The organism is Nocardia sp. NPDC050630 (assembly GCF_044457245.1).
Taxonomy (GTDB): Bacteria; Actinomycetota; Actinomycetes; order Mycobacteriales; family Mycobacteriaceae; genus Nocardia.
On the sequence record NZ_JBITGN010000008.1, the window covers coordinates 37,073 to 63,463 of the forward strand.

Annotated in this window: 29 protein-coding genes; 16 read left to right on the forward strand and 13 right to left on the reverse strand. The window is 65.0% G+C overall.

Going from position 1 to position 26,391, the window contains the following annotated elements:
- Positions 1 to 58 precede the first annotated feature (58 nt).
- Positions 59 to 667, forward strand: coding sequence for a QsdR family transcriptional regulator (locus ACIBG0_RS21275; RefSeq protein WP_397034682.1), 609 nt, complete (start codon positions 59 to 61; stop codon positions 665 to 667).
- Here ACIBG0_RS21275 and ACIBG0_RS21280 read toward each other — a convergent pair.
- From ACIBG0_RS21280 to ACIBG0_RS21290, 3 genes are all read right to left on the reverse strand, one after another.
- Entirely contained in the window at positions 652 to 1,644 is a 993-nt protein-coding gene (locus ACIBG0_RS21280) for a 1-aminocyclopropane-1-carboxylate deaminase/D-cysteine desulfhydrase (RefSeq protein ID WP_397034683.1), read from the reverse strand. The genes ACIBG0_RS21275 and ACIBG0_RS21280 overlap by 16 nt on opposite strands.
- Before the next feature lie 177 nt (positions 1,645 to 1,821).
- Positions 1,822 to 2,286 carry an NUDIX hydrolase gene (locus tag ACIBG0_RS21285; protein WP_397034684.1) on the reverse strand — a complete coding sequence of 155 codons (465 nt, stop codon included), beginning with the start codon at positions 2,284 to 2,286 and terminating at the stop codon, positions 1,822 to 1,824.
- A gap of 22 nt (positions 2,287 to 2,308) precedes the next feature.
- Positions 2,309 to 2,503: a hypothetical protein gene (locus ACIBG0_RS21290; RefSeq protein ID WP_397034685.1), complete on the reverse strand. Its 195-nt coding sequence runs from the start codon at positions 2,501 to 2,503 to the stop codon at positions 2,309 to 2,311.
- A 104-nt stretch (positions 2,504 to 2,607) separates the two neighbouring features.
- Here ACIBG0_RS21290 and ACIBG0_RS21295 point away from each other — a divergent pair, with 104 nt between their 5' ends.
- A complete protein-coding gene (locus ACIBG0_RS21295) occupies positions 2,608 to 3,201 on the forward strand; it encodes a GNAT family N-acetyltransferase (RefSeq protein WP_397034686.1) in 594 nt (197 codons plus the stop codon).
- 178 nt (positions 3,202 to 3,379) lie between these two features.
- On the opposite strand, the gene ACIBG0_RS21300 is transcribed toward ACIBG0_RS21295, so the two are convergent.
- On the reverse strand, positions 3,380 to 4,609 hold the full coding sequence (locus tag ACIBG0_RS21300; RefSeq protein WP_397034687.1) for a multiprotein-bridging factor 1 family protein: 1,230 nt from the start codon (positions 4,607 to 4,609) through the stop codon (positions 3,380 to 3,382).
- Between the two features lie 197 nt (positions 4,610 to 4,806).
- On the opposite strand from ACIBG0_RS21300, the gene ACIBG0_RS21305 reads away from it, so the two are divergent.
- The 5 genes from ACIBG0_RS21305 to ACIBG0_RS21325 all read left to right on the forward strand — a co-directional run bounded on the left by ACIBG0_RS21305 (position 4,807) and on the right by ACIBG0_RS21325 (position 7,934).
- The gene (locus ACIBG0_RS21305) at positions 4,807 to 5,133 is read left to right on the forward strand and encodes a hypothetical protein (protein ID WP_397034688.1); all 327 of its coding nucleotides are present in this window, start codon (positions 4,807 to 4,809) and stop codon (positions 5,131 to 5,133) included.
- On the forward strand, positions 5,130 to 5,402 hold the full coding sequence (locus tag ACIBG0_RS21310; protein ID WP_397034689.1) for a hypothetical protein: 273 nt from the start codon (positions 5,130 to 5,132) through the stop codon (positions 5,400 to 5,402). Before ACIBG0_RS21305 ends, ACIBG0_RS21310 begins: the two co-directional genes overlap by 4 nt.
- Positions 5,399 to 5,797, forward strand: coding sequence for a hypothetical protein (locus tag ACIBG0_RS21315; RefSeq protein WP_397034690.1), 399 nt, complete (start codon positions 5,399 to 5,401; stop codon positions 5,795 to 5,797). The genes ACIBG0_RS21310 and ACIBG0_RS21315 overlap by 4 nt, the downstream gene beginning before the upstream one ends.
- Before the next feature lie 215 nt (positions 5,798 to 6,012).
- On the forward strand, positions 6,013 to 6,651 hold the full coding sequence (locus ACIBG0_RS21320; RefSeq protein ID WP_397034691.1) for a histone-like nucleoid-structuring protein Lsr2: 639 nt from the start codon (positions 6,013 to 6,015) through the stop codon (positions 6,649 to 6,651).
- Between the two features lie 353 nt (positions 6,652 to 7,004).
- Positions 7,005 to 7,934: a MerR family transcriptional regulator gene (locus tag ACIBG0_RS21325; protein WP_397034692.1), complete on the forward strand. Its 930-nt coding sequence runs from the start codon at positions 7,005 to 7,007 to the stop codon at positions 7,932 to 7,934.
- On the opposite strand, the gene cysC is transcribed toward ACIBG0_RS21325, so the two are convergent.
- From cysC to ACIBG0_RS21340, 3 genes are read right to left on the reverse strand one after another with little or no spacing between them, the layout of a single operon-like run.
- On the reverse strand, positions 7,931 to 9,769 hold the full coding sequence (gene cysC / locus ACIBG0_RS21330; RefSeq protein ID WP_397034693.1) for an adenylyl-sulfate kinase: 1,839 nt from the start codon (positions 9,767 to 9,769) through the stop codon (positions 7,931 to 7,933). The two genes, ACIBG0_RS21325 and cysC, sit on opposite strands and share 4 nt — an antisense overlap.
- Positions 9,769 to 10,701, reverse strand: a complete 933-nt coding sequence (gene cysD, locus ACIBG0_RS21335) for a sulfate adenylyltransferase subunit CysD (protein ID WP_397034694.1) — start codon at positions 10,699 to 10,701, stop codon at positions 9,769 to 9,771. The genes cysC and cysD overlap by 1 nt, the downstream gene beginning before the upstream one ends.
- 32 nt (positions 10,702 to 10,733) lie before the next feature.
- Entirely contained in the window at positions 10,734 to 11,621 is an 888-nt protein-coding gene (locus ACIBG0_RS21340) for a helix-turn-helix domain-containing protein (RefSeq protein ID WP_397034695.1), read from the reverse strand.
- 89 nt (positions 11,622 to 11,710) lie between these two features.
- On the opposite strand from ACIBG0_RS21340, the gene ACIBG0_RS21345 reads away from it, so the two are divergent.
- From ACIBG0_RS21345 to ACIBG0_RS21355, 3 genes are read left to right on the forward strand one after another with little or no spacing between them, the layout of a single operon-like run.
- Positions 11,711 to 12,874: a hypothetical protein gene (locus tag ACIBG0_RS21345; RefSeq protein WP_397034696.1), complete on the forward strand. Its 1,164-nt coding sequence runs from the start codon at positions 11,711 to 11,713 to the stop codon at positions 12,872 to 12,874.
- A complete protein-coding gene (locus tag ACIBG0_RS21350) occupies positions 12,874 to 13,650 on the forward strand; it encodes an SDR family oxidoreductase (RefSeq protein ID WP_397034697.1) in 777 nt (258 codons plus the stop codon). Before ACIBG0_RS21345 ends, ACIBG0_RS21350 begins: the two co-directional genes overlap by 1 nt.
- Positions 13,651 to 13,659: 9 nt before the next feature.
- Positions 13,660 to 14,823, forward strand: coding sequence for a sulfotransferase family protein (locus tag ACIBG0_RS21355; RefSeq protein ID WP_397034698.1), 1,164 nt, complete (start codon positions 13,660 to 13,662; stop codon positions 14,821 to 14,823).
- A 308-nt stretch (positions 14,824 to 15,131) separates the two neighbouring features.
- On the opposite strand, the gene ACIBG0_RS21360 is transcribed toward ACIBG0_RS21355, so the two are convergent.
- Positions 15,132 to 15,803, reverse strand: coding sequence for a PaaI family thioesterase (locus tag ACIBG0_RS21360; protein ID WP_397034699.1), 672 nt, complete (start codon positions 15,801 to 15,803; stop codon positions 15,132 to 15,134).
- A gap of 86 nt (positions 15,804 to 15,889) precedes the next feature.
- On the opposite strand from ACIBG0_RS21360, the gene ACIBG0_RS21365 reads away from it, so the two are divergent.
- Together ACIBG0_RS21365 and ACIBG0_RS21370 are read left to right on the forward strand one after the other, a co-directional pair.
- Positions 15,890 to 16,285 carry a hypothetical protein gene (locus ACIBG0_RS21365; protein ID WP_397034700.1) on the forward strand — a complete coding sequence of 132 codons (396 nt, stop codon included), beginning with the start codon at positions 15,890 to 15,892 and terminating at the stop codon, positions 16,283 to 16,285.
- Positions 16,286 to 16,431: 146 nt separating this feature from the next.
- A complete protein-coding gene (locus ACIBG0_RS21370) occupies positions 16,432 to 17,085 on the forward strand; it encodes an HAD family hydrolase (RefSeq protein ID WP_397034701.1) in 654 nt (217 codons plus the stop codon).
- Between the two features lie 339 nt (positions 17,086 to 17,424).
- Here the strand turns inward: ACIBG0_RS21370 and ACIBG0_RS21375 are convergent, their stop codons facing one another.
- Positions 17,425 to 18,018, reverse strand: coding sequence for a TetR/AcrR family transcriptional regulator (locus ACIBG0_RS21375; RefSeq protein ID WP_397034702.1), 594 nt, complete (start codon positions 18,016 to 18,018; stop codon positions 17,425 to 17,427).
- A 21-nt stretch (positions 18,019 to 18,039) separates the two neighbouring features.
- Here ACIBG0_RS21375 and ACIBG0_RS21380 point away from each other — a divergent pair, with 21 nt between their 5' ends.
- Positions 18,040 to 18,408: a hypothetical protein gene (locus ACIBG0_RS21380; protein WP_397034703.1), complete on the forward strand. Its 369-nt coding sequence runs from the start codon at positions 18,040 to 18,042 to the stop codon at positions 18,406 to 18,408.
- Positions 18,405 to 18,893 (forward strand): hypothetical protein, encoded by a 489-nt coding sequence (locus ACIBG0_RS21385; RefSeq protein WP_397034704.1) that lies wholly within the window; start codon positions 18,405 to 18,407, stop codon positions 18,891 to 18,893. Before ACIBG0_RS21380 ends, ACIBG0_RS21385 begins: the two co-directional genes overlap by 4 nt.
- Before the next feature lie 18 nt (positions 18,894 to 18,911).
- Here the strand turns inward: ACIBG0_RS21385 and ACIBG0_RS21390 are convergent, their stop codons facing one another.
- The 4 genes from ACIBG0_RS21390 to ACIBG0_RS21405 all read right to left on the reverse strand — a co-directional run bounded on the left by ACIBG0_RS21390 (position 18,912) and on the right by ACIBG0_RS21405 (position 22,130).
- Positions 18,912 to 20,168 carry an RNA polymerase sigma factor gene (locus tag ACIBG0_RS21390; RefSeq protein ID WP_397034705.1) on the reverse strand — a complete coding sequence of 419 codons (1,257 nt, stop codon included), beginning with the start codon at positions 20,166 to 20,168 and terminating at the stop codon, positions 18,912 to 18,914.
- 8 nt (positions 20,169 to 20,176) lie between these two features.
- Positions 20,177 to 20,524: a YciI family protein gene (locus tag ACIBG0_RS21395; protein ID WP_397034706.1), complete on the reverse strand. Its 348-nt coding sequence runs from the start codon at positions 20,522 to 20,524 to the stop codon at positions 20,177 to 20,179.
- Positions 20,525 to 20,634: 110 nt separating this feature from the next.
- Entirely contained in the window at positions 20,635 to 21,438 is an 804-nt protein-coding gene (locus ACIBG0_RS21400; protein WP_397034707.1) for an ABC transporter ATP-binding protein, read from the reverse strand.
- Between the two features lie 20 nt (positions 21,439 to 21,458).
- The gene (locus ACIBG0_RS21405) at positions 21,459 to 22,130 is read right to left on the reverse strand and encodes a FadR/GntR family transcriptional regulator (RefSeq protein ID WP_397034708.1); all 672 of its coding nucleotides are present in this window, start codon (positions 22,128 to 22,130) and stop codon (positions 21,459 to 21,461) included.
- A 240-nt stretch (positions 22,131 to 22,370) separates the two neighbouring features.
- Here ACIBG0_RS21405 and ACIBG0_RS21410 point away from each other — a divergent pair, with 240 nt between their 5' ends.
- The gene (locus ACIBG0_RS21410) at positions 22,371 to 24,038 is read left to right on the forward strand and encodes a 2-isopropylmalate synthase (protein ID WP_397034944.1); all 1,668 of its coding nucleotides are present in this window, start codon (positions 22,371 to 22,373) and stop codon (positions 24,036 to 24,038) included.
- 79 nt (positions 24,039 to 24,117) lie between these two features.
- Positions 24,118 to 26,391: a LuxR C-terminal-related transcriptional regulator gene (locus ACIBG0_RS21415; RefSeq protein WP_397034709.1), complete on the forward strand. Its 2,274-nt coding sequence runs from the start codon at positions 24,118 to 24,120 to the stop codon at positions 26,389 to 26,391.

The following is a 26,391-nucleotide window of genomic DNA, read 5'->3' on the forward strand; positions in this document are numbered from 1 at the left end:
GCTCGGGTCGGTTTGGTACATTACTACGCATGTGTCGCGAATCGACCCCAGGGCTGGGATGACCACAACCACCGGTGCCGCCCGACCTGTCGGTCGTCCCGCCGCCGCCTCCCAGGACCAGGTGCTCGCCGCGGCCAGCGCCCAGTTCCTGTCCTGTGAGCGGGTCGATGTGCAGGCGATCGCGGCGGGACTCGGTTTATCGCGCGCGACCATCTACCGCTGGTTCGGTTCGCGTGACGGTCTGCTCGGTGCGGTCATGGTGTCGGAATTCGAACGGATGGTCGTGGCGGCGCAGACCCGCGTGGACGGCACCGGCGCGCGGCGGGTGCTTGCCCTGCTGGACCAGGCGGCACAATGGCTGACGCGCAGCGAGGCATACCGCTATTTCATCGCGACCGAACAGGCCACCGCGGGCCGCATCATCACCACCAGCGACGGGCCGGTACAGCCGAAGGTGGTCGGGGTGGTCGCCGAAATTCTCGACAGCGCGATCGCGGAGGGCTACCAGAACCGGGTCGACACCCACACCTTCGCCTATGCGCTGGTCCGGCTCATCGAGGCCTTCCTGTATCAGGATGCGGTGACCGGTCTTCGCGGCGATGTGGAGCGGTTGCGCGCGGTGCTGGCGGTCATCCTGGGGCTGGATCCGGATCAGCGCGGCCCGTAGGTGTCGAGGAACAGAACGGGTCCGTTGCCGAAGTCGCCGCGGGTATCCATCGCCAGAAGTCCGGCCAAAGCCTTTGCGGTGTAGACGGTTTCCAATTCCAGCCCGTTGGTCGCGGCGAGCTCCTGCGCGGCAATGGCGGCCGGGGTTTCATAGCCGTAGCCAGGACCGAGCCAGTCACGCACCATCGTCACGTCGTCCGGGCGCAGCTCGGGCGCGGTGAATTCCGCGCCGCGTGCGCGCAGCACCCTCGCGGCGCGGTTCGCCAGCTCGACAATGTGTCGCGCGTCGAGGGGGAGCGAGTCGTTGACGACGACACCGACGACGCGGCTGTGTAGTCCGGCAAGCCGTAGACCGAGGGCCAAACCCGCTGCCGTGCCACCGGATCCGACGGCGGTCACCAGATGTGTCGGTTGCGGTAGCTCGCCAGCGCCGATCTGCGCCGCCAGTTCCAATGCGACCTCGGCATAGCCGAGCGCGCCGATCGGCGATGATCCGCCGACGGGCAGCAGATACGGTGGGGTGCGCCCGTGCATATGCCGCAGCAGCAGCCACGGTGCGGCCACCACGGTGCGCAGCTTGCTGTGCGTGAAATGCAAGGAGGCGCCAGAGTTTTCCAGTCGTCGCAGCTGCGCGCGGACGTGGTCGTCCACCGGTTGGTCGACCAGCGCCAGCGCGGTGTCGATGCCGAACTCCCGGGCGTAGAGCGCCGTCGCCAGACCCCAGTTGGTTCCGGTGCCGCCGAAGGTGAGAATGGTGCGGGCACCGCGCCGTCGGGCCTCGGGCAATAGCCACTCCAGCTTGCGAATCTTATTGCCACCCCAGCCGCCGGACCCGTACCCGCTTTCGTCCTTGCACCACACAGCGCTGTTGGTGCCGAGGTCCAGCGGGCGGACCGGCGTCGGCGCGACACCGAGCCGGGCGAACGGCAGTGTGCTGGCCAGTTCGGGGAAGCACTGGTGGAGTAGGGATTCGGTCATAGTTCGACCATTATCGGGGGTCAGCCTGCTTCGGTGAGCAGTTGGTCGAGGCGGTGTCGGGCGTGATCGCACGCGGCCAGCCGAAACCGAGAGCTTCCATGGCTGCGATTTCGGGACCGTCCGGGCGTACGCGGATGTGCTGGCTCGGTGTAATGCGGTACAACGATGTATTGGCAGCTACAGCCTCGTGAGGCCCTCACCCTTCTTGACCAGCTCGCCGATCTCGGTTGCCCAGCGGACCGCTTCGGGGATCGTCTCGATCATCGGGCTGAATGACTCCAGTTGATCCTTGGGCAGCCACAAGTAATCGGAGTATTCGTCGTTCAACTCGATCTCTCCGCCCTGGTACTCGGCGTAGAAGTGCGGCAGGATCATGCTGTTGCCGTCCTTCTTCTTGAAAAGGACGTTGTACGAGAGGGCTTCGGCGATCGCGATGATGGCCGCCTTGCCGATCTCCTCTTCCTTTTCGCGACGGATCGCATCCAGGATGGAGCCGTCGGTGGTCTCCATCTTCCCGCCGATGAGGGAGTAGACGCTGTCGTAGTCGGCTTCTCCCTTGCGCCGAGCCAGCAGGACGCTGTCGGTAACGGGGTCGATGACCACGAGCTTCTGACAGTACTGAAAGTGAGTGGTGTCGCTCATGCGGCTGTGTCCAATTCCTTTCTTACCGTAGCTTCTTCGGTTGGGTGGTGCGGCTGCCGTCCACGTATACCGTGATCCCGCTCAAGTCTGCCTGGTAGCCAGCGAGATAGGCGGCCTTGACATCGTCGGCTGTGGAACCGGCCGGGAGGTTGATCGTCTTTGCGATGGCCTCATCGGTGTAGCGTTGCAGAACTCCTTCGGTGAGTAATTGGCCCAAGCGGCGCGCAGGCCTGGGAGAGGTCGCCCATGCCGAGATGTCTGGACATGCACAGCAAGCGTGGCGGAAAGTAGGGGTCGGGCGAAGCGAGGGAGCGCATGTTGGTGAACCTGCCGGAAGTGAATCGCTGCGATACTCCGCGCGCGATGATGTTGGCGGACGCGGTGTGTGCGCTGTTCGACCGAGCATTTGCCCTTCCGCCGCATCGATGGTCGACGGCGGATTCAGCGCGGCACCGCGATGTGCTCGCATCGCTGCTCACCAGGCCAGGCTTCGTCCTGGTGACCGCCGAGATGGATGAGGTCGTGGTCGGCGCAGCTTATGGGTATCCGCTCGAGTCGGCCGACGGCTGGTGGGACAAGGTAGAGGCGCTGTCGCCCGAGTTCACGGCGGAGTCGGGCGGTCGAACCTTCCTGATAAGTGGTCTGGCAGTCGATCCGGATTGGCAGCGAAAAGGTGTTGGGCGGAAGGTGATCCAGCGCCTTCTCGCCGATCGACCTGAGCAGCGAGTTGCGTATTCGGTGCTGCCCGGGGCGACCGGTGTTCACTCACTGATCGGGCGGCCGGATACAGAACCCGTTGGCTATCGATACTTCCCGCCCGACGCGCCGATCGAATTGCTCGAGTTCTATACGCTGAGGCTACCGATCAGAGGAAACCGTGAGTTGCGAGTTCCTGGTCCAACTCCCGAACCTTGATAAATCCTGCCAGGGAGCCGAATCGGGCATTGCGCAGCCTGCGAACAGACGGCCGCTTTGGTTCTTCCTGGCCAGGTCCGCACCGACAGCGCTGCCTGGGTGTCCGACGATTCCTCCAACGTACGACCGGGGCTTCAACGCTTGCACATGGACTATGGATTCGCGGACTTCTACGGGTCTACAGAGCGACGCCAACGCTTTCGCATAGCTGGCGGACATCGTCGCGCATTCCCGACGGTGGACGTTTCAGTAGCTCGTGCAGCATCTCTCGGGCATACCCGTTGTAGCGGGTCGTTTCTGGGGCCGTCCGGAATGACTTGGCAAGCAACGCATATGCGGCGATCGGCTCGTCGCGCTGGTAGTGCGCACGGGCGACTTCGATGAAGTGGCGGCTCCGGCGTGGCAATGAGGCGATCCGGTCGGCGTCGAAACCTTCGGCCGCACGCAGCGCTTCACCGGGGCGGCGCAGCTCAACACCGAGCGTTGTTGCGTGCGCTGCCATCACCGGCATCGAGAACGACGTCTGCACGTGCCGATATCCCGGACCGAGTTGGCGCGCGACTTTGTCGGCGCGTTCCCAGTGCGCCCACGCCTGTCCGTGGCGGCCCCGCCGTGCGTGCACATAAGCGATTTCAGCCGCCAATGCTCCGACGATTCCCCGCCAGTCATCCGCCGTCTCGTCCTTCTCGACGTAGGGCTCGAGGCGAGCGATAGCGCTGCTTGCCAGCGTTATCGCCTCTTCCCAGCGTCCGGAGTCCCGCAATGCCTGCACCATTGCCCACGCGCTACAGGCGATGGTGTAAGGGTCGTCTGCCTCGTACCCTTCGTTCAGAGCCCGGTCTGCGACGAGCCAAACCAGTTCGGGCGCAGGCTGATACGCGACATAGAAGTCGGCGAGTTGGTAGACGCCAGCCAAGACACGGCGGGCCGCGCGTCGGTCGGCAACCTTTGTCCGAGCGGCGCTCTGTGCGTCCCTGATCAATCCCGGCAGCAGCGCACCGAGCTGTGTCCGGTGATCCGGGCTTGCGTGACGCACCTGCCACGCCTGCCGCAAACGCTCGGACAGATACTCGGTGCTGGCCGCGCGGTCAGGCGTTTTGAGCCGGAAATCGGTTAGCGCCGACTGCACATCGGTCAGTGCCGCGTGCCGTTCACCAGCAAAAACCGATACGGGAACCGCGTGCCCGTTGCCGGTCAACTCGGCCAAGTCGTCGAGCTCGAGCGCCCGCGCAATCCGCAACAGCATCGGCAGCCGAGGCGTCTGGAGGCGGCCGTTCTCAACAGCCTTCAGCCACTCGGTCGACTTGCCGACCAGACCCGCCAGAACCGGTCGTGACATACCGGCGCGCTCGCGCTGCCGCCTTATGCGCACGCCTACAGGCGCACTTTCGTCGGAGGTGTGCATCATGCCGAACCTCTCTCCCGCAACTTGGTTCGATGGTTCAAGCGTAGCCGGAAGGTGTGGGGTACGAAGCGTACCCGGCCACTTCGAACCACCGGCTTACGGTCATTTTCGCACCCAGCGCCGGGGTGAGCCGCACGCCTGCGAGGCCCTCGGCGCCGAGTGCACTCCAACATCGAACAACGCACCGGGGGTATCGTTCAATGCCCGCTGACCTCGTCACAGCCATGGTTGTCGCCGCCGCAGTGATGTTCTTCCTGTGGCTAGTCTTCTATGGCCTGCCTTACCTGCTCGGCTCCGGTGCCATTCCGGATGATGCGGTCCCGGCTACTGACATCCTCGAGCGCGTCACCGGTGAAACCGCGCGTATTCACCCCGCACCGCCCAGCGGATACACCGTCGAAGAAGCCGGTTACGTCATGCAAGAACACCTCGAGTGCAGCCGTGAGATCTGCGATGCCAAGAACACTGCCTACTGGATCCGCGCTGAAGCGGGGAAGCTCCAGCCAACCCGGGAGGCCGTCCGATGAGCGGCCTGATCGAATTCAGTGACGGCACTTTCGGTTTCGTCGGTGACGATGGATGGGTCGAGGAATTCGACGCCATCGAGATGCCTGCCTCCGGATGGGAAACCGCTCCCGCGTTAGAAGCGGCGTTCATCGACGTCGACGCCACCGCTGTCATCGATACCGAACTGCCGCAGCGGATCCCGTTCGTTGGGCCGCCAGCTCCGGTGGATCTGCCGGTCGAACTACTCGAGCGCATCGCAGACGCTGTCCGGGAGTGGGCCGATCAGTGAGGATTCCCGCCAACCGGATGCCGACGGCCGCCGCGTACCGGCCGGACTCACGCGATGCCGGGATCCGTCGCTACTTCGGTCTGGTCCAGTTCGCGTTGATCGTTGGTGTACCCGCGTCGAGGCTGTCCTCTTGGCGGCACGGCACCCACACCTGGGTGCCCTCACCCGACATTCAAGTCGGCGACCATCCCGGTTGGTCGATGGCCTGCATCGACGCATGGGTTCCCGGCGGCGACTCGTTCCTGCGGCCGCCAGTTGTGCAATTCGCAGACACCGCCGCCATCAGAGCCCGCTACCACGGGATGCCCACCTCCACGTTGTGGGCGTGCATCGGCGACGGCACTATCCCCCGGCCTGTCGTGTGGGTCGACAACCGACCGGGCTGGCTGTTGTGACGCGCGCCCGTCACAACTCCCGTCCCCGGTCGTGCGTGGCCGGGGACGGTTCTGATCTCTCCCGTGGAGTGCGGGAGTCAGTAGGGAGCAATGGAGGTAGTGATGAGAAATCAGGCCAGCTGGCTGACCGCAAAGCTTGGCCGTAAGGTCGCACCGTGATGACTGGAATCACGGACCTCATGCGGAGTTGCCCACCGCCCCCCGAGCCGGTCTCAGTGGACTGGGACGCCGTCGAAAGCGCCGTCGGTGTCGAGTTGCCGGCCGACTACAAGCAGCTCGCCACGGTGTACGGCCCCGGCAATTTCTGCGAGTACTTGAGGGTCTATCACCCGCACGGCCCAACCGAGTGGGTCAATCTCCTCGGCCCGATGCCAGAAACTCTGCGCCAGCAACTGCGCGAGGATCGTGATACTGGTCGTTTTCCGGGGCCGCACGCCCCGGACAGCCTGTTGGCCTGCGGGGTGACCGACAACGGCGAGTATCTTTTCTGGGTCACCGAACCCGCGGACGATCCCGACGACTGGCGTATAGCCATCAACGAAGCCCGCGGGCCGCGCTGGTACACCTTCGATGGCTGCTTGGTTGCGTTCCTCGCTGCGAGCTTCAGCGGTCGGGTCCAGGTGCCACTATTCCCCGACGGGCTCTTCGATGACGGTGTCAGCTTCTCCCGTGATTCCGAGCAGCAGCTGACGGGTTCAGACTCCACTGATCTAGGTTCCGGCGCAGCTCGGGCTGTGGATTCCCACGTCATTCGTGCGTGGGCTCGCGCCAACCAATACGACCTACCCGACAGAGGGCGCATCCCCGCCGCGATTACAGCGGCGTGGGAGCGGGCGAACATCCGATCCGACTGACCATTCCTCCTGGCTGGTGACGCGGTTCCCTCATGCGGCGTTCGGAAAACGACCGTTTACCGAACGCGAGTACCGCCACCGCCCCGGTGTGATTGTTTGAAGTCTGACCAAGCTATACCGGCGAATACCGATCACGGCCTCACCACGGGCCTTGGCGTGTCCTTCTCCCAACTCGCCTCTGCTCGTCCCCAGAGAGTGTCGTCCTCCAGTGGGCATTCGGGGAAGTCACCCAGCATCATCCGGGTGAGGAACTCGGCCATACCGCAGTTGTAGCGACGAAACAGGGCGTCACCGCGATTGAACATGACCAGCGGATTTGTGTCTCCACCAAGGGGAGACGGGAGGGTAGGGGTATGGACGGCGACACGCTCTATTCGATCGGCACCATGGCCGAACGGACCGGCCTCTCGGTCAAGACCATCCGGTTCTACGCCGACACCGGAGTCGTGCCGCCGACCACCCACAGCCCCGCCGGTTACCGGCTCTACGACGACGATGCGCTCGCCCGCCTGCAATTGGTGCGCACCCTGCGCGAACTCGGTATCGATCTGCCCGCCATCCGACAGGTACTCGACCGCAAACTGACGGTGCCCGAGGTCGCGGCCGCACATGCCGATGCGCTGGAATTCCAGATCAGCACACTGCGGGTGCGGCGCACGGTGTTACGAGCGATAGCCGAGCGGGGCTCGACCCACGAGGAGATGGAACTCATGCACAAGCTCGTCGAACTCTCCGACGCCGAAAAGCGCCGCCTCATTACCGAATTCGTCGAAGACACCTTCGGTCGTACCGATGCGAATCCGGAATTCGTCGACCTCATCCGCTCGGCAATGCCGGAACTGCCCGACGACCCGGAACCTGCCCAGGTGCGGGCCTGGGTGGAACTGGCCGAACTCACCCGGGATCCGGATTTCCGCGCATCGGTGCGCCGCATGGCCGAATACCAGGCCGCACAGCGCGCCGAAGGCGATACCACCGGTCTGCATCATGAGCTGACCGAACTCGTGCGCGAACGAGTCGGCCAGGCGCTCGCAGCCGGAACGGCACCATCGTCAGATGCCGCCCAACCGATCGTCGACGAGCTGACCGCCGCATATGCGACGACATTCGGCCGTCCCGATGACGCCGAGTTACGGAACTGGCTGCTGACCCGTCTCGAGGTCGCGGGAGACCCACGTGCCGAACGCTATTGGCAACTCCTTTCGATCATCAACGGCTGGCCGGTCCCGCCGACCCTCGGTCCGGTGTTCGACTGGTTCGGGTCCGCATTACGGGCCGATTAGTCCAGACCCGCGAGCTTGGCGAGGATGGCCGCGGCCATGGCCGCTGGATCGCCGTCCTCGGGCCGCAGTACCAGTTCGGCTCGGGTGGGCGCCTCGTAGGGATCGTCGATGCCGGTGAAACCGCGGATTTCACCGGCACGGGCCTTGGCATACATGCCCTTGGGGTCGCGGGCTTCGCAGATCTCCAGTGGCGTATCCACGAAGATTTCGACGAAGGGGATGCCCGCCGCCTCGTGCGCGGCACGGACCTTATTGCGGTCGGCGGAGTAGGGGCTGATCAAGGAAACCACCGCGACCACACCGGCTTCGGCGAACAGTCGAGCCACTTCGCCGACGCGGCGGATATTCTCCACCCGATCAGCCGCGCCGAAGCCGAGGTCGGCATTGAGGCCGTGGCGCAGATTGTCACCGTCGAGCAGGAAGGCCGGACGGCCCGCCGCGACCAGGCGACGCTCCAGTTCCACTGCGACGGAGGACTTTCCGGAGCCGGACAGGCCGGTCAACCAGACTGTCAGCCCTGTTGTCGGGCGTTCGTCGCGACCGACGGCGGTGGCATGCCAGACGACACGAGAGGAGGGCAGGGTCGGTCCGGTGATCATGCCAGCGCCGACAGTGTTGTTGGTGGTGTCGTCGACGAGGATGAAGCTGCCCGTGATGCGGTTGCGGCGGTACGGATCGAACAGCAGCGGCTGGCGGGTGCGCAGCTGGATCCGTCCGATTTCGTTGAGCGACAACGAATTCGCGCTCTCATCGCGGTGCAGGGTATTGACGTCGAGGCGATAGTCCAGGCTGCGCACTTCGGCGGTCGCGGTGCGGGTGGTGTGCCGGATGGTGTAGGTGGCGCCGGGGGTGAGTTCGGAATCCTCGGCGAACCAGCACACCATCGCGTCCAGATCGCGTCCGACATGAGGCCGGTTCGCCGGGCGGCAGATCAGATCGCCACGGGAGACATCGAGGTGGTCGGTGAGCTGGATGGTAACGGCCTGTGGCGGAAAGGCTTCCGCGATCGGCGTTCCGCCCGGACCCCAGATCGCCTCGACCGTGGTGGTGAATCCCGAAGGCAGCACCGCGACTTCATCACCCGGCTTGAAGACGCCACCGGACACGGTACCCGCGTAGCCCCGGAAATCCGCTGCGTGCCTACGGGTTACATATTGCACCGGGAATCGCGCATCGATCAGATTGCGGTCGGAGGCGATATGCACCTCCTCGAGGTGGTGCAGCAGGGGCGAGCCCTCGTACCATGGCATGCTCGCGCCGCGGTGCACGATATTGTCCCCGTGCAGCGCCGACATCGGGATGAAACTCAGATCGACGACATCGAGTTTCGTTGCGAAACCGGCGAATTCCTCGCGGATCTCCTCGAACCGGTCCTGCGACCAATCGGCCAGGTCCATCTTGTTCACACACAGCACCAAGTGCGGGATGCCGAGCAGGCTGGCCAGGAAGGCATGCCGCCGTGTCTGTTCCACAATGCCCTTGCGTGCGTCCACCAGGATCAGCGCGAGATCGGCGGTGGAGGCGCCGGTGACCATATTGCGCGTGTACTGAATGTGGCCAGGCGTGTCGGCGATAATGAATTTGCGTCGGGGCGTGGCGAAGTAGCGGTGCGCCACATCGATCGTGATGCCCTGTTCGCGTTCGGCGCGCAGGCCATCGGTGAGCAGCGCCAGATCCGGATAGTCGTCACCGCGCGCCTTACTGGTCCGCTCCACCGCGGCGAGCTGATCGGTGAAGATCGTCTTGGAGTCGAACAGCAGACGGCCGATCAGCGTCGACTTACCATCGTCGACGCTGCCCGCGGTGGCCAGGCGCAACAGGGTGGTGGTGGTCATCAGAAATACCCTTCCCGTTTGCGGTCTTCCATGCCTGCCTCGGAAATACGGTCGTCGGCGCGGGTGGCACCGCGCTCGGTGACCCTGGTGGCGGCGACTTCGGCGACCACATCGGCCGGGGTCGCGGCGGTCGATTCCACACAACCGGTGCACGTCGCATCGCCGACCGTCCGGAACCGCACCGTACTGTCATACGGTTGCTCACCGTCGAGCAGCGTGAGAAATCGCGTGTGCGCCAACAACATTCCGTCGCGCTGCACCACCTTTCGGCGATGTGCGTAGTAGAGCGGCGGCAACTCGATATCCTCGGCGGCGATGTAATGCCAGATATCGAGCTCGGTCCAATTGGACAGCGGGAACACCCGGATGTGTTCGCCCCTGTTGTGGCGACCGTTATACAGATTCCACAGTTCCGGTCGCTGATTGCGCGGATCCCACTGCCCGTATTCGTCGCGGAAGCTGAATACGCGCTCCTTGGCGCGCGCCTTCTCCTCGTCCCGGCGCGCGCCGCCGAATACCGCGTCATATCCGCCCTCGCGGATCGAGCGCAGCAACGTGGCTGTCTGCAAACGGTTTCGGGAGGCACGCGGTCCGGTCTCCTCCTTCACCCGGCCCGCGTCTATATCATCCTGCACACTCGCGACCACGAGTCGCAGACCGAGCCGCTCGACGGTGCGGTCGCGGTATTCGATGACCTCGTCGAAATTGTGTCCGGTATCGATATGCAGGACCGGGAACGGCAGCGGCGCCGGCCAGAAGGCCTTGGCCGCGAGGTGCAGCATGACCACCGAATCCTTGCCGCCGGAGAACAGCAGCACCGGCCGTTCGAAGGTCGCGGCGACTTCCCGGAATATATGTGCCGACTCGGCCTCGAGCGCGTCCAGATGTGGCAACTCGTAGGTGCTCGCCGTCGACTTCGCGTACTGGCTCACGCCCCAAAACTAGAACACGTTTCGGTCATTGGTCAATGGTTGGAATCCGGCTTGTGACCCCCGGATTCGGCGGTCACCCGATCTGCGGCGGCCACGAGCGCCATTCCGCGACGATCGATCTCGGCGCCGGTGATGGAAGTTCCGACATACATCGTCAGCACCATGTTCTGCCTGCCGTCGCCGCCGTAGGTGGGTGCCGCGAGCAGGCTGACCGGATGTTCCTTGCGTGGGCGCAGATCGGTGCCCAGATAGACCCGCTCCCCGAGGCTGGTCACCAGTTCGCCGACGAGTTCGCGCACCTCATTGGGCAGATCGCTGGCCGCGACCCCGGCCAGCAAAGCGTACAGTCGCCGACCCGCCGCGGTCAGGCTTTCGACCAGGTAGCCGCGCTCGCGGCACTCCGCGACGATCCGGCGCAGCCGGGCCTCGTCCTGGCGCAGCGGCACCGTCGGCGGCTTGCGCAACCAGGCATCGAAGGCCGCGTCGGTATCCCAGAGCACATACATCAGGCCGACCGGCGGTGCGAAATGATAAGCCGCACCCACCTTGACCAGGCCAGGACCGGTGCTCTCCAGCACCATGATCTGCTCGCCGACCACCGCCGATGCGGTACAGGTCGTGCGGTAGAGCGCGGTGAGTTTCTCCAGTTCGCCGCGCGCGATGGAGGCGATGGCGAAGCTGTCCTGCGCGACCCGTCCCGCGGCGATAAGCGCAGGTCCGAGGCCGTAGGTGCGGGTGCTGGGATCGCGCATGAGATAGCCGCCCGCGGTCAGTTCGGTGAGTATGCCGAGGCAGGTCGGTTTGGCGAGGTCGAGTTCGCGGGCCAGTTCGGAGAGTCCGAAGCGTTTGCCGCGCCGCTCGACGAAGAAATCCAGCACTTGAACCACCCGTGCGGTCGGGGCGGATCTGCGGGCAACCATGGACAACTCCTAGAACAGGTTCTAATCTTGCTCATATCGAAATGTACCAGAGTGGTACATATTTGGAACAGCTACTTCGGAGAAGCCTCTTGCTGACACAGCCGTTCGCGGAAGCCATCGCCGCCGCCGAGGAAATAATCACCGGCGCACCGCATATTCGGACCGAACAGGACCTCGTCGAGGGCTACGACTACCTCGCGGGCAGTATTCGCGCCTCTATCCAGATGGCGTGGGCCTTCGAGCGGGACTTTCCGTTCTTCGTCATGTCCACCGGGCCGTATACGAAGATGGGTCTGGACAACCCCGACACCCTCTACTTCCATTCATATCTGCGCCCTGACGCCGAGTATGTGGTGACCGGAACCCGCGGCACCACCCGCGACCTCAGCTTCCAGGTGCTCAACGGCAACTACTCGCCGGTGGACGTCCCCGATAGTGAGACCGCCTTCGACGCCCGCGCCCTCGATATCGCGGCCGACGGCTCCTACGAGCTCCGTCTCGGCCCCGGCGAGACGCGCCCCGGCTATGTCCATCTCGCGCCCGATTCCGCCATGATCGTGGTTCGCGAGGTGTACAGCGACTGGGCCACCGAGAAGGCGGGAACGATTCGCATTCAACGTGTGGACACGATCGGCGCCGCACCGCCGCCGCTGACCAGGGATCTGATGAGCAAGCGCTATGACATCGCGGGGAAAATGCTGGTCTCGCGGCTCAATACCTTCCTGGCGTTCCCGAAGTGGTTCTATCTCAACCTGCCGGTCAACACGATGACCGAACCGCGCTCCACCCCGGGCGGGCTCACCACCCAGTTCTCCTCCGTCGGCCACTACGAACTCGACGACGATCAAGCGATGATCCTCACCGTGCCGAAGTCGGATGCGCCTTACCAGGGTTTCCAACTCGGCAGCATGTGGTACCTGTCGTTGGACTACATCAACCACCAGACCAGCCTCACCGCCGACCAGGCGCGCGTGGATCCGGACGGGATGATCCGGCTGGTCATCAGCGAGTGGAACCCCGGACTCACCAACTGGATCGAGCGCACCGGGCATGCGCGGGGGTACCTGCAGTTCCGCTGGCAACAGCTGTCGCGGGATCTGAAGCCCGAGGACGGGCCGACGGTGGAGGTGGTATCGCTCGCCGAATTGCCCGAGCGGCTGCCGTACTACCAGGAAGCTCGGATCACACCCGAGGATTGGCAGGCGCGGATCGCGGCGCGTCAGGTTGCTGTGGCGGAAAGGATGCTCGGCTGATGTTGTTGCAGGACAAGGTGGTTGTCGTCTCCGGCGTCGGTCCGGGACTCGGCCGAGCCATCGCCGTGCAGAGTGCGCGAGCCGGAGCCGATGTGGTGCTGGCCTCGCGTACCGAATCGCGGCTGACCGAGGTGGCCAAGGAGATCACCGAACTCGGCAGGCGCGCGGTGGTGGTGCCGACCGATATCAATGATGAAGCCGCCGTCACGAATCTGGTCGAGACGGCGCAGAGCGCGTTCGGCCGTGTCGACACCCTGGTGAACAATGCGTTCGCGATTCCGCCGATCACCGATCTGGCCGATGTCGACCTCGATGACGTGCGCGCCGGTTTCGAGACGAATGTGCTTGCCGCACTGCGTTTGACGCGTCTGTTCGTGCCCGCGCTCACCGAGTCGAAAGGTTCGGTGATCATGATCAATTCGGCGGTGCTGCGGCATTCGCGCCGCACCTTCGGGCCGTACAAGATGGCCAAGGCGAGTCTGCTCGCGCTGGCCCAGAGCCTGGCCACCGAACTCGGGCCGAAGGGCATTCGAGTGAATACCATTGCGCCCGGCTACATTTGGGCCGATAACTTGAAGTGGTACTTCAACTATCAGGCCAAGCAGCGCGGGATCACTCCCGAAGAGGTGTACGCCGAGACCGCCGAGACCATCGATCTACGCAAGCTGCCCGAACCCGATGAGATCGCCGATGCCGTGGTCTTTTTCGCCTCGCATCTGGCACGGGCGATCACCGGCGCTTGTCTGGATGTCAACGGCGGCGAATACCACCACTAGGAGATGACTGTGATCGGCAGAGACGACGTCGGCACCATCGACGATCTGCACGCCTCGGCGACCAAGGTTGTCGGATTGAGCGATTTCGGCGACGACGGCTACCGCGAGGGGCTGGCGGTACTGCTCGAGTCCTATGCCAAGGAAGCCGAGCTGACGCCCTTCGGCAATAAGGTCAATCGGGCCTTCCTGCGCGGTGCGCTGATCGCCCGGCTGCTGAGTGAGGCCGCGTGGCAACGCTTTCCGGAACATGCCGAGGTCGCGATCGAGCGTCCGATCTTCGTGACCGGGCTGCCGCGTTCGGGTACGACGGCGGTGCATCGGCTGCTCAACGCGGATCCGGCGCATCAGGGCCTGGAAATGTGGCTCACCGAAATGCCGCAGCCGCGTCCGCCGCGCGAGACCTGGGCGGATAATCCGGTGTACCAGCGGATCGAGGCGGCCTTCGAACAGCACCATGTGGAACATCCGGAATTCATGGGCGTGCACCATATTTCGGCGGACCAGGTGGAGGAGTGCTGGCAGCTGCTGCGGCAGTCGTTGATGTCGGTATCCTACGAATGCCTCGGCTATGTGCCCGGATATTCCGAATGGTTGCGCGAACAGGACTGGACCGATGCCTATCGCAGGCATCGGCGCAACCTGCAGTTGATCGGGCTGCCCGATGCCGACCGGCGCTGGGTTTTGAAGAACCCGAGTCATCTGTTCGCGCTGGATGCGATCTTCGAGGTGTGTCCGGATGCGCTGGTGATCCAGATGCACCGGGATCCGCGCACGATTATCGCGTCGGTGTGCAGTCTGAACGAGCAGGCCACGGCAGGGTGGTCGGAGAAGTTCCGCGGCCCGGTCGTCGGTGCGGGGCAGTTGGATCTGTGGGCCAGGGGTGCGGATAAGTTCCTCGCGGATCGCAAGCGGCACAATGCCGCTCAGTTCTGCGATGTGTACTACGACGATTTCGTCGCGGACCCGATCGGCACCGTTGGATCGATCTACCAGCACTTCGATATCGAGCTGAGCCCAGCGGCCGAAGCCGCGATGACGGCATTGCATGCGGAGAGCACCACGGGGGCGGCCCGTCCCGTGCATCGCTACACGCTCGAGGACTTCGGCCTCACTGCTGATCAGGTCGACGCTCGCTTCGCCGAATACCGCAACAAGCACTTCCCGACGAGTTAGTGCCCTCCGGATGGCTTCTGCCGTATAGAGCCTCGTTCGGAGGATCAGGCGGTAGCCCCGCTGCATGCCTACATCCACATCCTGGTCGAGGGCGTCGCCGATGATCTGGATCGGGTGGAGGCACCATCGAGTCCTAGCTCAAAGACTGGGAGGGTTCTGTCGAACGCGGTCGAATGGTGGTCGCCCATGCCGCATTCGACCGCCGTATCACTACGCTCGTCGAGCAGTCGGAGCGGGTGGCGCAGTCGATCTGCCTGGATGAGGTGCTAGGGGGACTCGAGATCAGGTGTACTCACCTGACTCGGTTCTCACTGCTGACCCGGTTTGAGCACGATGAACAGCCCCTTCGCCTCGGCGCAGAGGCGTTCGCCGTCGTGCAGGGTGGCCCGGACATAGACCTTGCGGCCTTCCTGCCGTTCGGTCCAAGCGTGCACCCGCAGTTCGGTATCGAGCGGGGTGATGGAGCGGTAGTCGACGGTGAGCGAGGCGGTGCGGGTCACCTCGCCCGCGTGCATTGCCGCGGCCATGCCGAGTAGATCGTCGAAAGCGACCGCGACCTGTCCGCCGTGGGCGGCCTTATTGCCGCCCAGGTGGAAGGTGCGGAAGGTGATGCGGGCATCGACCCCGTCCCGGCTGGCTTTGTCGACGGTGAACGGTGGGAGGGTGATATTGCCCCGGGATGGCAGGTCGGCCCGGGTCCAGGTCGGGGCGGACCATTCGTCGACCATGGCGGCGTCCAGCTTGTCGTTGAGCTGTTTGAGGACGCCGATCGTCTCCAGCGCGATCTCATCGGTCGGACAGGCCAGTCGGGCGCGATCCATCAGGCTGCGCACCTGTTCGATGAATGCGCCGTAGTGCGGGCCGCCGCGCGAAATATCGAGGTCGTCCAGCTGCGCGTTGATCAGCTCCGACATCGGCCGGAACCCGCCCTCGTGGTGCTCCTCGCTCGGCAGCGAGTTGCCGACCTGCTCTTCGTTCATATAGAACACGTTATCGGTTGCCGGTCGAATGCTCGTTCGGTGGGGCCGCGCTATGCCCTGACGCGGTGCGCGGCGGCCGGTAGGCCGTGCCCGCGACGGTGGCCAGCGCACTGACCGTCACCATGGACAGCCAACCGATTCGGAACTCGGCTCACGCCGTCGCGCGCAATATGGTGGTGCCGCCGCATCGCGCGGGTGGACAGGCGCGGTATCTGGAGTCGCCTCTGCCCGCCTACGCCGGTGATTCTGGACTCGCCGCGACGCTGCAGTGGGCACTGGACCACCTCGCCGAACTACTGACCGTCGCCGATCTGGCCAAGCGCGCGAACCCGAGCGAGCGAACACTGGCGCGTCGGTTCCATGCCGAACTCGGCGGTACGCCGTTGCAGTGGGTATTGGCCCAAGGGCTGATCGGCGCAAGCGAATTCCTCGAGGGCCGCGATCCGCCGGTCGATGTGGGCGGGTTCCGGCTCGCGATATGACGGTGGGGTGCGGGTGGGGGATGTGCTGGCCTAGTGTGGGTACACGTTCTTCATCAGGTCTTCCGAAACCCCCACCGCGGGGCGGGTCGATGGGTCGGTCATCGGGTCGTCGCCGAACGGTGTCGCCGCGAAAGGCTTTGTCCCGTATGCACATTGCTGCAGTTGTTTTCGATATGGACGGCGTTCTGATCGACTCCGAGCCAGTGTGGGAGCAGGTGCGCCGCGCGTATGTGGCCGAGAAGGGCGGACGCTGGCTACCCGATACGCAGCAGCGGTTGATGGGGATGAGTACGGGGGAGTGGTCGGACTATCTCAGCGGTGAACTCGGTGTCGGTGCGCCGCCCGATACCGTGGCCAATGATGTGATCGAGCGGATGGCGCAGCACTACGAGCAGTCGGTGCCGCTGCTGCCGGGGGCGGTCGAGGCGGTGCAGCGCATCAGCGAACACTGGCCGCTCGCGGTGGCCAGTTCGTCGCCGCGCAGCTTGATAGATACGGTGCTCGGCCGCACCGGACTGATCGAATTCTTCGGCGTCACCTTCTCGACCGAGGAGGTCGACCGAGGTAAGCCCGCACCGGATGTGTACGTGGCGACCGCTGCCTTCATGCGGCACAAGTCCACCGAATGTGCCGCCGTCGAGGATTCGAGCAATGGACTGCGCGCGGCACACGCCGCGGGGATGCGTGTTGTCGCCGTGCCGCGCCCGGAATATCCGCCTGCGCCCGACGCCCTTGCCCTGGCCGCCGAGGTGATCGACACCCTCGACAAACTCACCCCCGAAATCGTCGCCGGAGGGTGAGACCGACTCGCCGATCATCTACACCGGCGAGGTCTTCCAGTGCGGGCGCATGCGTCCCCGTGTCGGCGATCGGGTTCGATTCCACTGCGATTCGGAGCGGAAAACCATCGCCACAGCCTGCAGCGGCAGCACCAGCGCCGGGCCGAATTCAGAGTCCGCCGCTGTGCCGCGACATCGTCACGGGCTGTCGGCATACGCGACCGTGTGGTCGCCGTCGGCGCCCGCAGAACCGCTTGGTTATCGAGTTCATCGACACTTGCCGGTAGACGCGGCGTCGCGGTGTGCGCTCTGAACCCGCTTCCATGCGGGGCTGTAAGAGGCGAGGATCCTGAGGCAGGGTCAGGGCTGGTAAGACTCGAGCAGGGCGCGGGCGGCGGCGGTGAGGTCGGCTTCGAGCCAGTCGGGGAGGGCGGGCGCTTGGGCGTGGCGGCGCAGCGCGGCGTAGGGCAGGTCAACTACGGCGCGGCTGATGGCGTCGATTTCGCGGTCGCCGTCGCGGCCGAAGCGGGCAGCGGCGATGCGGCGCAGGTGGTCGATGAGTGGTGCGTTCATTTCGTCGAGCCGGGCACGGAACTGCGCATCCGGTCCGCCGTCGAGCAGATCGCTGGGGCGCAGGTTCAGCAACAGCCTCGCGTCGTCGGGTAATTCGCGACCGAAGTGAATGCTCGCCACCGCCATCGCGACACCGGCCTCGACCGGATCGGGTTCGGCGGCGGCGGCCCTGACGCGGTCCTGGAATCGTTCGAGCGCGCGCAGCCAGGCCGCGGTCAGCACACCGTTGCGGTTGCCGAAGCGGTGATAGAGCGTGCCTACGGGCGCCCCACTGGCCGCGGCGATGGCCGCGACGCTGGCGGCGCGGGGTCCGTCGGTGAGGACGAGGGTGCGCGCTGCGTCGAGGATCACGTCGGTGTCGTGCTTGCGGGGAGGCGCCATGTACTAGTACGTTCCTTCTATATGGAGCGATTGCCCTACATAGATGAGCATGCCAGATCGGTGGACGCGAATCGCGATCGGGCGTGGAAAGCCTTGCTAAAAGTTGTCTGCAAGGACCCGAACGATCCATCGAAGACGCCGACCGGCTTCGTGCTCGACGCCGCCGAGGAGCCCGCTCGGCTGGCACTGCGTGGGCGGCACTGGTTTTCGCGCTATGCGCTGGTCTTCGAGTTGGACGAGCAGGGGCCCAGCCGGACATTGGTGCGGGCGCGCAGCTGGGCCGAATTTCCGGGTTTGCACGGAAAGATATACCGCGCGTTGGTCATCGGCACCGGCGCCCACAAGATAGTTGTGCGCGATATGCTCCGCCGAATCGCGGCCGCGGCATGATCCCGGGGTTGGTCTGGGGTGCCACCGAGGCCGAATGCGAGCTCCCCCTGCCGTGTGACGAAGTGCAACCCGGTGGGGTGCAGGCAGATCGGGCGATCAGCATCGATGCACCACCCAGCGTGGTGTACGGCTGGCTGTGCCAATTGCGGGTCGCGCCCTACAGTTACGACCTGCTCGACAACTTCGGCACGCGCAGCCCGCGCCACCGCGATCCGGCGCTGACCGAACTCGAGGTGGGACAGCGGTTCATGTCCGCGTTCACCCTCGTCTCCTTCGTCCTGTGTCGCCATATCACCCTGGTCTCCGGCAAGGTCTGCGTCACCTACGCGGTGCGACCCGAAGCGCACGGCACCCGCCTGACGGTCCGAATGCATTGCGGCGCACCGTGGCTCATCGCCCGGGTGCTCGCTCTCGGCGACGTGCTCATGATGCGCAAGCAGTTGTTGACGTTGAAGGAGTTGGCCGAGGCCGAGGTATCGCGATAGCCGAGCCAGGCGCGGCGGTTACTCACATCCGGCCATGCGGTCCAGTAGCAGCGCCTGTTCGGCATTGTTCCCGGTCAGCTCCGCCGCACGGGCGAATTCGGCACGCGCTTCCTCCGGTCGACCGAGCCGGTCGAGCAGGTCGCCGCGGACGGCGGGGAGCAGGTGGTAGTTGTCCAATGCGCCGGTAGCGACGAGCGCGTCGACGAGTTCGAGACCCGCGGCGGGCCCGTGCACCATGCTGACCGCGACGGCCCGATTCAATTCGACGATCGGGGACGGAAAGCGTTCGGCGAGAACCGCATACAGGCCTGTGATGCGCCGCCAGTCGGTCTCCTCGGCGCTGGGAGCCATGGCATGCAAGGTGGCGATCGCGGCTTGCAACGCGTAGCGACCCGGCCGCAACCCGCGATTGCGGCCGGCCGCATGGGCCCGGCCGAGCGCTGCGAAACCACGTCGGATCAGCAGCTGATCCCACCGGGAACGCTCCTGATCCGCGAGCAGGACAGCGGTTTTCGTCGGGCTCATTCGTGCGGCCGAGCGCGAGGCCTGCAATTCCAGCAGTGCGGCGAGGCCGTGTGTTTCCGGTTCATCGGGCAGCAGATTCGCCAGCATCCGCGCCAATCGCAAGGCGTCCTCACACAATTCGACGCGGATCCAATCATCGCCCGCGGTCGCCGAATAGCCTTCGTTGAAGATCAGGTAGACGACCTCCAGCACCGAATCCAAACGCCTGGTCAGCTCCTCACCGTGCGGTACCGCATACGGCACGCGCCTAGCGGTGATGGTGCGTTTGGCTCGCACAATGCGTTGAGCGACAGTCGATTCCGGTACGACGAAGGCGCGAGCGATCTCCTCGGTGGTCAATCCGCCGAGTAACCGCAGCGTCAATGCCACCCGGGCCGGTTGTGACAACACCGGATGGCAGGCCGTGAAGATCATGCGCAGCAGATCGTCTTCGATATCCTGGGCCGCCTCCGGTTCTGGAGCGGTCCGCAGTTCATGGCCGACCAGCGTCAACTTGCGTGCGAGGTTCTGATTGCGCCGCACCCGATCGATTGCCTGATGTTTCGCGGTGAGCATGAGCCAGCCGCCCGGATTCGGTGGCACACCGTCGCGCGGCCACTGCTCCAGGGCCGCGACCAGCGCGTCCTGGGCGAGTTCCTCGGCGGTATCGATATCGCCGACGATCCGGGTCAGACCGGCGACCAGGCGCGGCCATTCCATCCGCCAGACGGTTTCAACGGAATCGCGGATCTGCTCGGGCGACCGGCTCATCTATCGGATCAGCCCTCGGCGAGCTGGCGAAGCTCCACCTCGATATTCCACTCCGGTCCGTGCACGCTCAGGAAGCGCGAGGTCCATTCCACCGCCTCCTGCTTCGTCTTCGTCTGCAGCAGGCAGTACCCGCCGACGACTTCCTTCGATTCGGTGAACGGTCCATCGAGCACAGTCTGCTTGCCACCGCTCTGGTTGATCTTGGTGGCCTCGGTGACCGAATGCAAACCGGCGGTATCCAACAGCACCCCGGCCTTGGTCATCTCCTCGATCACCTTGTTGACCTGCTCGATCAGCGCCTCGTCGGGAACCGGCGCATCCGTCGGATCGACTCGGATCAGCATCATGTGTCGCATCTGGCCATCCTTGGTTCAGTGGTCGGCTTGTCCGACCCTCACTCAACGCATCGAACGGCGTCGCCTCGAATCGACATTCTCGGCGAAAATTCTTCCGAAAGCCACATTGGTCACGCGGGCCAGGCGCGCACGGCGGCCCGCGCGGTCCAGCGGCCGTCGTCGTAGCGGACCGCGACCGGATGGTCGAAGGCCGCGCTCACGTTCTCGGTCGTGACCGTCTCGGCGGCGGGACCAGCGGCAACGGTCCGGCCATCGGCGATCAGCAGTGCGTGGGTCGTGGTGCTCGGCAACTCTTCCAGGTGATGGGTGACCAGGATCGAGGCGACCTCGGGATGGCTTTCGCCGAGCGCGTCGATGGTCTCCAGGAGTTGTTCACGAGCCGCCACATCGAGTCCGGTAGACGGCTCGTCGAACAGCAGCAGCCGCGGCTCGGCGATGAGTGCGCGCGCGATCAGGGTTCGGCCGCGTTCGCCCTGGGACAGCGTCGGCCAGATCTCCTCCGCCTTACCTTTGAGGCCGACGGTTTCGATCATGGCGTCGGCGCGGCGCAGCTCCTCCGGTGTCGGCGTCCAGCGCATCGGAGTATCGATAGTGGCAGTGATACCAGTGAGCACGACCTCGCGGACGGTCAGCGGATACCGCAGTGGGTGGCGCGGATTCACGTGGCCGATCGAGTGGCGCAATGGGGCCAGATCGACTCGGCCCATCCGCTGACCGAGGATGTCGACGGTGCCCGAGCTCGGGAAGGTGACCGCGGCGCAGAAACCGAGCAGGGTGCTCTTGCCCGCGCCATTGGGCCCGAGCAGTGCCCAGTGCTCGCCCGCATGGACGGTGAGCGAGATGTGGTCGATGATCTGTTTGCCTTCGCGGCGGAAGGTGACGTCGGTCAGTCGCAGTACCGGGGTTGCGGGCACGGGAGATCTCCGTTCAGTCATCAGGTGAACGCGTCTTTCAAAGCGGTCAGGTGCTTTCGGCTGAATTCCGCTGCGGCACTGGGATTTCGATGTGCGATCGCATCCGTGAGCCGAATATGCGCATCGTGGTCGGCGGGCTCCGAGGGGACCGGGCGGATCTTCAGCATATCGATCATCGCCACCCGGAGCCGGGGGAGGAAGCTGTCGAAGAGTTGGGTGAGCACATCGTTGTGGGCCGCGACGATGACGGCGCGATGGAATGCCATATCGGCATCGACGTGGTCGGCGATCGGTTCGCCGTGTGCCTCCCGCGCGGCCAGGGCCCGGCGGATGGCGCGCAGGTCGGCCGGGGTGCGGCGTTGGGCGGCCAGGGCGGCGGCCTCGGCCTCGATCGCGATGCGGGCCTCGATGACGGCGGCGATGGTGGCGCGGCGAAGCACCACGTCCCAGTCCTCGGTGACATCCAGCGCGGTCACGAAAACCCCCGCGCCCTGACGACTGTCGAGCACGCCCTTACCCGCCAATTCGCGGATCGCCTCGCGCAGCGTCGAGCGGCCGACGCCGAGCTGGGCGGCGAGCGTCGTTTCACCCGGAAGGCGATGTCCCAGTGGCCATTCCCCGTTCCGGATCCGGGTGAGCAGCAGTTCCGCCGCCTGTGCGGCGAGCGGATGCCGCCGAACCTGCGAGACCATCCGAACCTCTCTACTTGTCTGAGGAGTTGTGTATAGTCTAGCAATCATGCGCACCATGCTTCTGCTTAGCCGCCACGGCGGGGCCTAACGACCGGCCCCCCGCCGTGGGGCTTCGTCGTGGCCGGTCACCGTTCTGTGACGGCCACGAAAGGCCAGGAAGCAGTAATCATGACCACGTTCCCCACCATCGCCACGCCCGCCGGTGCCGTCTCGGCCTGGAACAGGCAGCGGCATTCGCAGATGCCCTCGCACCGCTACCGCAGTGTCTACGATCGGGTGCAAGTGCCACTCGCCGAACGCGATTGGCCGAATGCCCGGCTCGGCCATGCGCCGCTGTGGGTGCCGGTCGATCTGCGGGACGGCAACCAGGCGCTGGCCGAACCCATGGATCCAGCACGCAAGCAGCGGTTCTTCGAGTTGCTGGTCGCCATGGGCTACAAGGAGATCGAGGTCGGCTACCCGTCCGCGTCGCAGACCGATTTCGATTTCGTCCGCCTGATCGCGCGCACCGATATCGCGCCGGAGGATGTCACGATCGTGGTATTCACTCCGGCCCGACGCGATCTCATCGAGCGCACGGTGGAGTCGGTGCGCGGAATCCGCAATGAGGTCGTCATCCACATGTACACCGCGACAGCGCCCGTGTGGCGAAACGTGGTGCTGGGCAAGGACACCGATGAACTGCGCGAGCTGATCGTGTCCGGCGGCCGCCAAGTGCTCGAATCCGCCGGTGATCTGCCGAATGTGCGATTCGAATTCTCGCCCGAGGTATTCAACCTGACCGAACCGGACTTCGTACTCGACATCTGCGACCGCATGACGACCGTATGGGAAGCCACCCCGCAGCGGCCGGTGATCCTGAATCTGCCTGCCACGGTGGAGGTTGCGACACCGAACGTCTACGCCGACCAGATCGAGTACATGCACAAGAATCTGGCCCGGCGCGACAGTGTCATCTTGTCCGTGCATCCGCACAATGACCGGGGGACCGGTATCGCGTGCGCGGAGCTGGCGGTACTCGCGGGAGCTCAACGTGTGGAGGGCTGTGTCTTCGGCAATGGTGAACGCACCGGCAATGTCGATATCGCCACACTGGCGTTGAATCTGCATGCGCAGGGCATCGATCCGATGATCGACTTCTCCGATATCGACGAGATCCGCAGGACCGTCGAGTACTGCACGCGCATGCCGATCCACGAAAGGCATCCCTACGTGGGCGATCTCGTACACACCGCGTTCTCCGGCACCCATCAGGACGCGATCAAGAAGGGCATAGCCGAACATCGTGAACGGGCGGCCGCGACCGGTATGGACGAGCGTGAACTCGATTGGCATGTCCCATATCTGCCGATCGATCCGACCGATATCGGGCGCGACTATGACGCGGTGATCCGGGTGAATTCCCAGTCCGGCAAGGGCGGCATCGCCTATCTGCTGGAGTCCGAATACGGTCTGGAACTGCCGCGTCGACTGCAGATCGATTTCGCGCGGCATGTGCAGACGCGCACCGATGACACCGGTCTGGAGATCACCGCCGCCGAATTGTTCGAGCTGTTCGAGGCGACCTATCTGTACACCCCGGCGGGATCGGTCGAGTTGACGCGATGGCGCACGACCGACGCGTCCACCGAGATCACACTGAGCATCGGCGGTGTCGTCGAGCGCAGCGAACATCGCGATATCGGTCCCATCGAGGCGCTCACCGTGGCACTGGCGCGGGTGGGGCATCCGGTTGAGGTGCTCGGCTTGACTCAGCAGTCGATCGGAGCGGGCAACGACGGGACCGCGATCACCTACCTCGAATACCGCATCGGTGCGCGGACCGGATGGGTCTGCGGACGCAGCGATTCGGTTCTCACCGCATCGCTGGCCGCCGTCATCCGAGCCGCGAACGCGATAGTCTCCTAACGGGTACTACTACGACATCTCGGTCGAAATGCCCGAGACGGCGGCCGCGCATGAAAAGGTATGCAGCGTGGTGCGGCACGTGACAGGGAACCTCCCCGCTGAGGTGACGAGCTTCGTTGGTCGTGACGCCGAGGTCGCCACGGCGCGCAAGCTGCTGTCCAGCACCCGGCTGCTCACCCTGACCGGACCGGGCGGCGTCGGGAAGACCCGGCTCAGCCGACGGGTGGGGGAGACAGTGCGTCGCGCCTTTCCCGACGGTGTGTGGCTGGTCGAGGTGGCGCATGTGCACGATGGGGATTTGGTGGCGTTGAGCGTCGCGCAGGCGCTCGGCCTGCGCGACGACACCACTTCCCCCGTTATCGGCCTGACCGAATTCCTGGCCGACAAGAGCCTGCTGCTGATCCTGGACAACTGCGAGCATTTGATCGGCGCGTGTGCCGAACTCGTGGACCGGTTGATTCCGGCGACCATCGACCTACGGATCCTCGCGACCAGTCGTGAGTCGCTCGGGGTCGCCGGGGAACAGGTCATGCCGGTACTGCCGCTCGCGGTTCCGGAGGTGGATGAGGACGAGGCACGCCCGGCGCACATCGACAGCGATGCGCTGCGGCTGCTGATCGACCGGGCGGTCGCGGCGAATCCCGATTTCCAGGTGACCGACGCCAATCGGCGGGTGCTCGCGGCGATCTGTCGTCGCCTCGACGGCATACCGCTGGCACTCGAACTGGCGGCATTGCGGTTGCGGATGTTCACGCCGGATCAGGTGCTCGCGCGCCTGGACGATGCGATGCGGCTGCTCACCGCCGGATTGCGTACCGCGCCGGAGCGGCAGCAGACCCTGGAGGCCGCGATCCGGTGGAGTTATGACCTCTGCACGCCCGACGAACAGCGTCTGTGGGAACAGCTGTCGGTCTTCGCGGGTGGATTCGATCTGGACGCCGCGGAGGCGGTCTGCACGGTCCCGGACGCGCTGTTGGACGCGTTGACCGGTTTGGTGGACAAGTCGGTACTCGGCCACCGGCAGAACAGCGACGGTACCGGGCGCTACACCATGCTCGAACCATTGCGTCAGTTCGCCTTGGCGCGATTGGTCGCCCACGGTGGTGAGCGGGCGGTGCGGCTGCGTCATCGCGACTACTATCACGGAATCGCCGCGCGGGGACGCACCGCGTACTGGGGCAGCGAGGATATCACCTGGTTCCGTGATGTCACCCGCGAACATCCGAATCTGCGTGCGGCACTGCAGTTCTCGCTCGCCGATCCGGAAAGCACCCATCGCGCACTGGAGATCGCGACGGAACTGCGCCCGTTCTGGGAGCACTACCGCTTCCTGCTGGAGGGCTATCGCTGGCTCCTGGAAGCGCTGGAGAAGGATCACGACCATACGAAGGATCGGGCGCGCGCACTCGCGGCGGCCTCGGTGATCGCCGCCATGCTCTCGGATCCCCGGACCGCGACGCGATTCGCGGACGAATGTCTAGCAATCGCCATCGAACTCGATGCCGAAGACGTGCTCGTCGAACATGCCCTGCTCGCGGCACTACTGGCATTCGCCAACGACGAACCGAGACAGGCACTCGATATCGCCGAGGCCGCATCCGACCGCGCGCGTGCCTGCGCCCACCACGGCGTCGAGATGGAGAGTCTGGCCTTCGCCTATGTGTGTGCGCTGGTGTTGGACGACGAACGCGCGGGCGCGATCGCGGATCGCTTTCTCGCCAAGACCCGAGACTACGGCTCGCACCTGTTGGGCGGGCTGGGGCATTGGGCGGTGGGTACCGATCGCTGGCGTAAAGGCGAACAGGACGAGGCGATCGCGGAACTGCGCAAGGCGGTCGAGCTGTTCAGCCTGTTCGACCGGTGCGTGTGGACGGCGTCCGGTTTCGATGGATTGGCGTGGGTGGCGACGGCCGATGGCGATCTGAACCGTGCGGCACGCCTGATGGGCGCGGCGTCGACGGTGCGGCGCGGCAGTACCCAGCGGCTCGCGCACGAGATGACCGAATTCGTGGGGGACAAGGTGCGTCTACAGGTGCGTGATGCGATGGGCGAGAAGGAGTTCCAGGCGGCATTCGATGCGGGTGCGGCCTTGGGGTTGGAGTCGGCAGTAGCTTTCGCGCTCGGCACCGCGCCGCCTGCCGCGCCGGTGAAAACTGTTGCGGCAGACGAACTTACTCGCCGCGAACGAGAAGTCGCGCGGTTGATCGGGGCGGGTTACAGCAATAAGAGCATCGCGAGTGAGTTGGTGATTTCGATTCGCACCGTCGAGAGTCACGTCGACCACATTCTCACCAAATTGGGCTTCACCTCGCGGACGCAGATCGCCGCATGGGTCAGCCGGAATCAGATCTGA

Bases quoted from the DNA above. Each gene is read 5' to 3' on its own strand.
- ACIBG0_RS21275 (WP_397034682.1), top strand. From the start codon at position 59: ATGACCACAACCACCGGTGCCGCCCGACCTGTCGGTCGTCCCGCCGCC.
- ACIBG0_RS21280 (WP_397034683.1), bottom strand. From the start codon at position 1,644: ATGACCGAATCCCTACTCCACCAGTGCTTCCCCGAACTGGCCAGCACA.
- ACIBG0_RS21285 (WP_397034684.1), bottom strand. From the start codon at position 2,286: ATGAGCGACACCACTCACTTTCAGTACTGTCAGAAGCTCGTGGTCATC.
- ACIBG0_RS21300 (WP_397034687.1), bottom strand. From the start codon at position 4,609: ATGATGCACACCTCCGACGAAAGTGCGCCTGTAGGCGTGCGCATAAGG.
- ACIBG0_RS21305 (WP_397034688.1), top strand. From the start codon at position 4,807: ATGCCCGCTGACCTCGTCACAGCCATGGTTGTCGCCGCCGCAGTGATG.
- ACIBG0_RS21310 (WP_397034689.1), top strand. From the start codon at position 5,130: ATGAGCGGCCTGATCGAATTCAGTGACGGCACTTTCGGTTTCGTCGGT.
- ACIBG0_RS21325 (WP_397034692.1), top strand. From the start codon at position 7,005: ATGGACGGCGACACGCTCTATTCGATCGGCACCATGGCCGAACGGACC.
- cysC (WP_397034693.1), bottom strand. From the start codon at position 9,769: ATGACCACCACCACCCTGTTGCGCCTGGCCACCGCGGGCAGCGTCGAC.
- ACIBG0_RS21340 (WP_397034695.1), bottom strand. From the start codon at position 11,621: ATGGTTGCCCGCAGATCCGCCCCGACCGCACGGGTGGTTCAAGTGCTG.
- ACIBG0_RS21350 (WP_397034697.1), top strand. From the start codon at position 12,874: ATGTTGTTGCAGGACAAGGTGGTTGTCGTCTCCGGCGTCGGTCCGGGA.
- ACIBG0_RS21360 (WP_397034699.1), bottom strand. From the start codon at position 15,803: ATGAACGAAGAGCAGGTCGGCAACTCGCTGCCGAGCGAGGAGCACCAC.
- ACIBG0_RS21370 (WP_397034701.1), top strand. From the start codon at position 16,432: ATGCACATTGCTGCAGTTGTTTTCGATATGGACGGCGTTCTGATCGAC.
- ACIBG0_RS21375 (WP_397034702.1), bottom strand. From the start codon at position 18,018: ATGGCGCCTCCCCGCAAGCACGACACCGACGTGATCCTCGACGCAGCG.
- ACIBG0_RS21380 (WP_397034703.1), top strand. From the start codon at position 18,040: ATGGAGCGATTGCCCTACATAGATGAGCATGCCAGATCGGTGGACGCG.
- ACIBG0_RS21385 (WP_397034704.1), top strand. From the start codon at position 18,405: ATGATCCCGGGGTTGGTCTGGGGTGCCACCGAGGCCGAATGCGAGCTC.
- ACIBG0_RS21390 (WP_397034705.1), bottom strand. From the start codon at position 20,168: ATGAGCCGGTCGCCCGAGCAGATCCGCGATTCCGTTGAAACCGTCTGG.
- ACIBG0_RS21395 (WP_397034706.1), bottom strand. From the start codon at position 20,524: ATGCGACACATGATGCTGATCCGAGTCGATCCGACGGATGCGCCGGTT.
- ACIBG0_RS21405 (WP_397034708.1), bottom strand. From the start codon at position 22,130: ATGGTCTCGCAGGTTCGGCGGCATCCGCTCGCCGCACAGGCGGCGGAA.
- ACIBG0_RS21410 (WP_397034944.1), top strand. From the start codon at position 22,371: ATGCCCTCGCACCGCTACCGCAGTGTCTACGATCGGGTGCAAGTGCCA.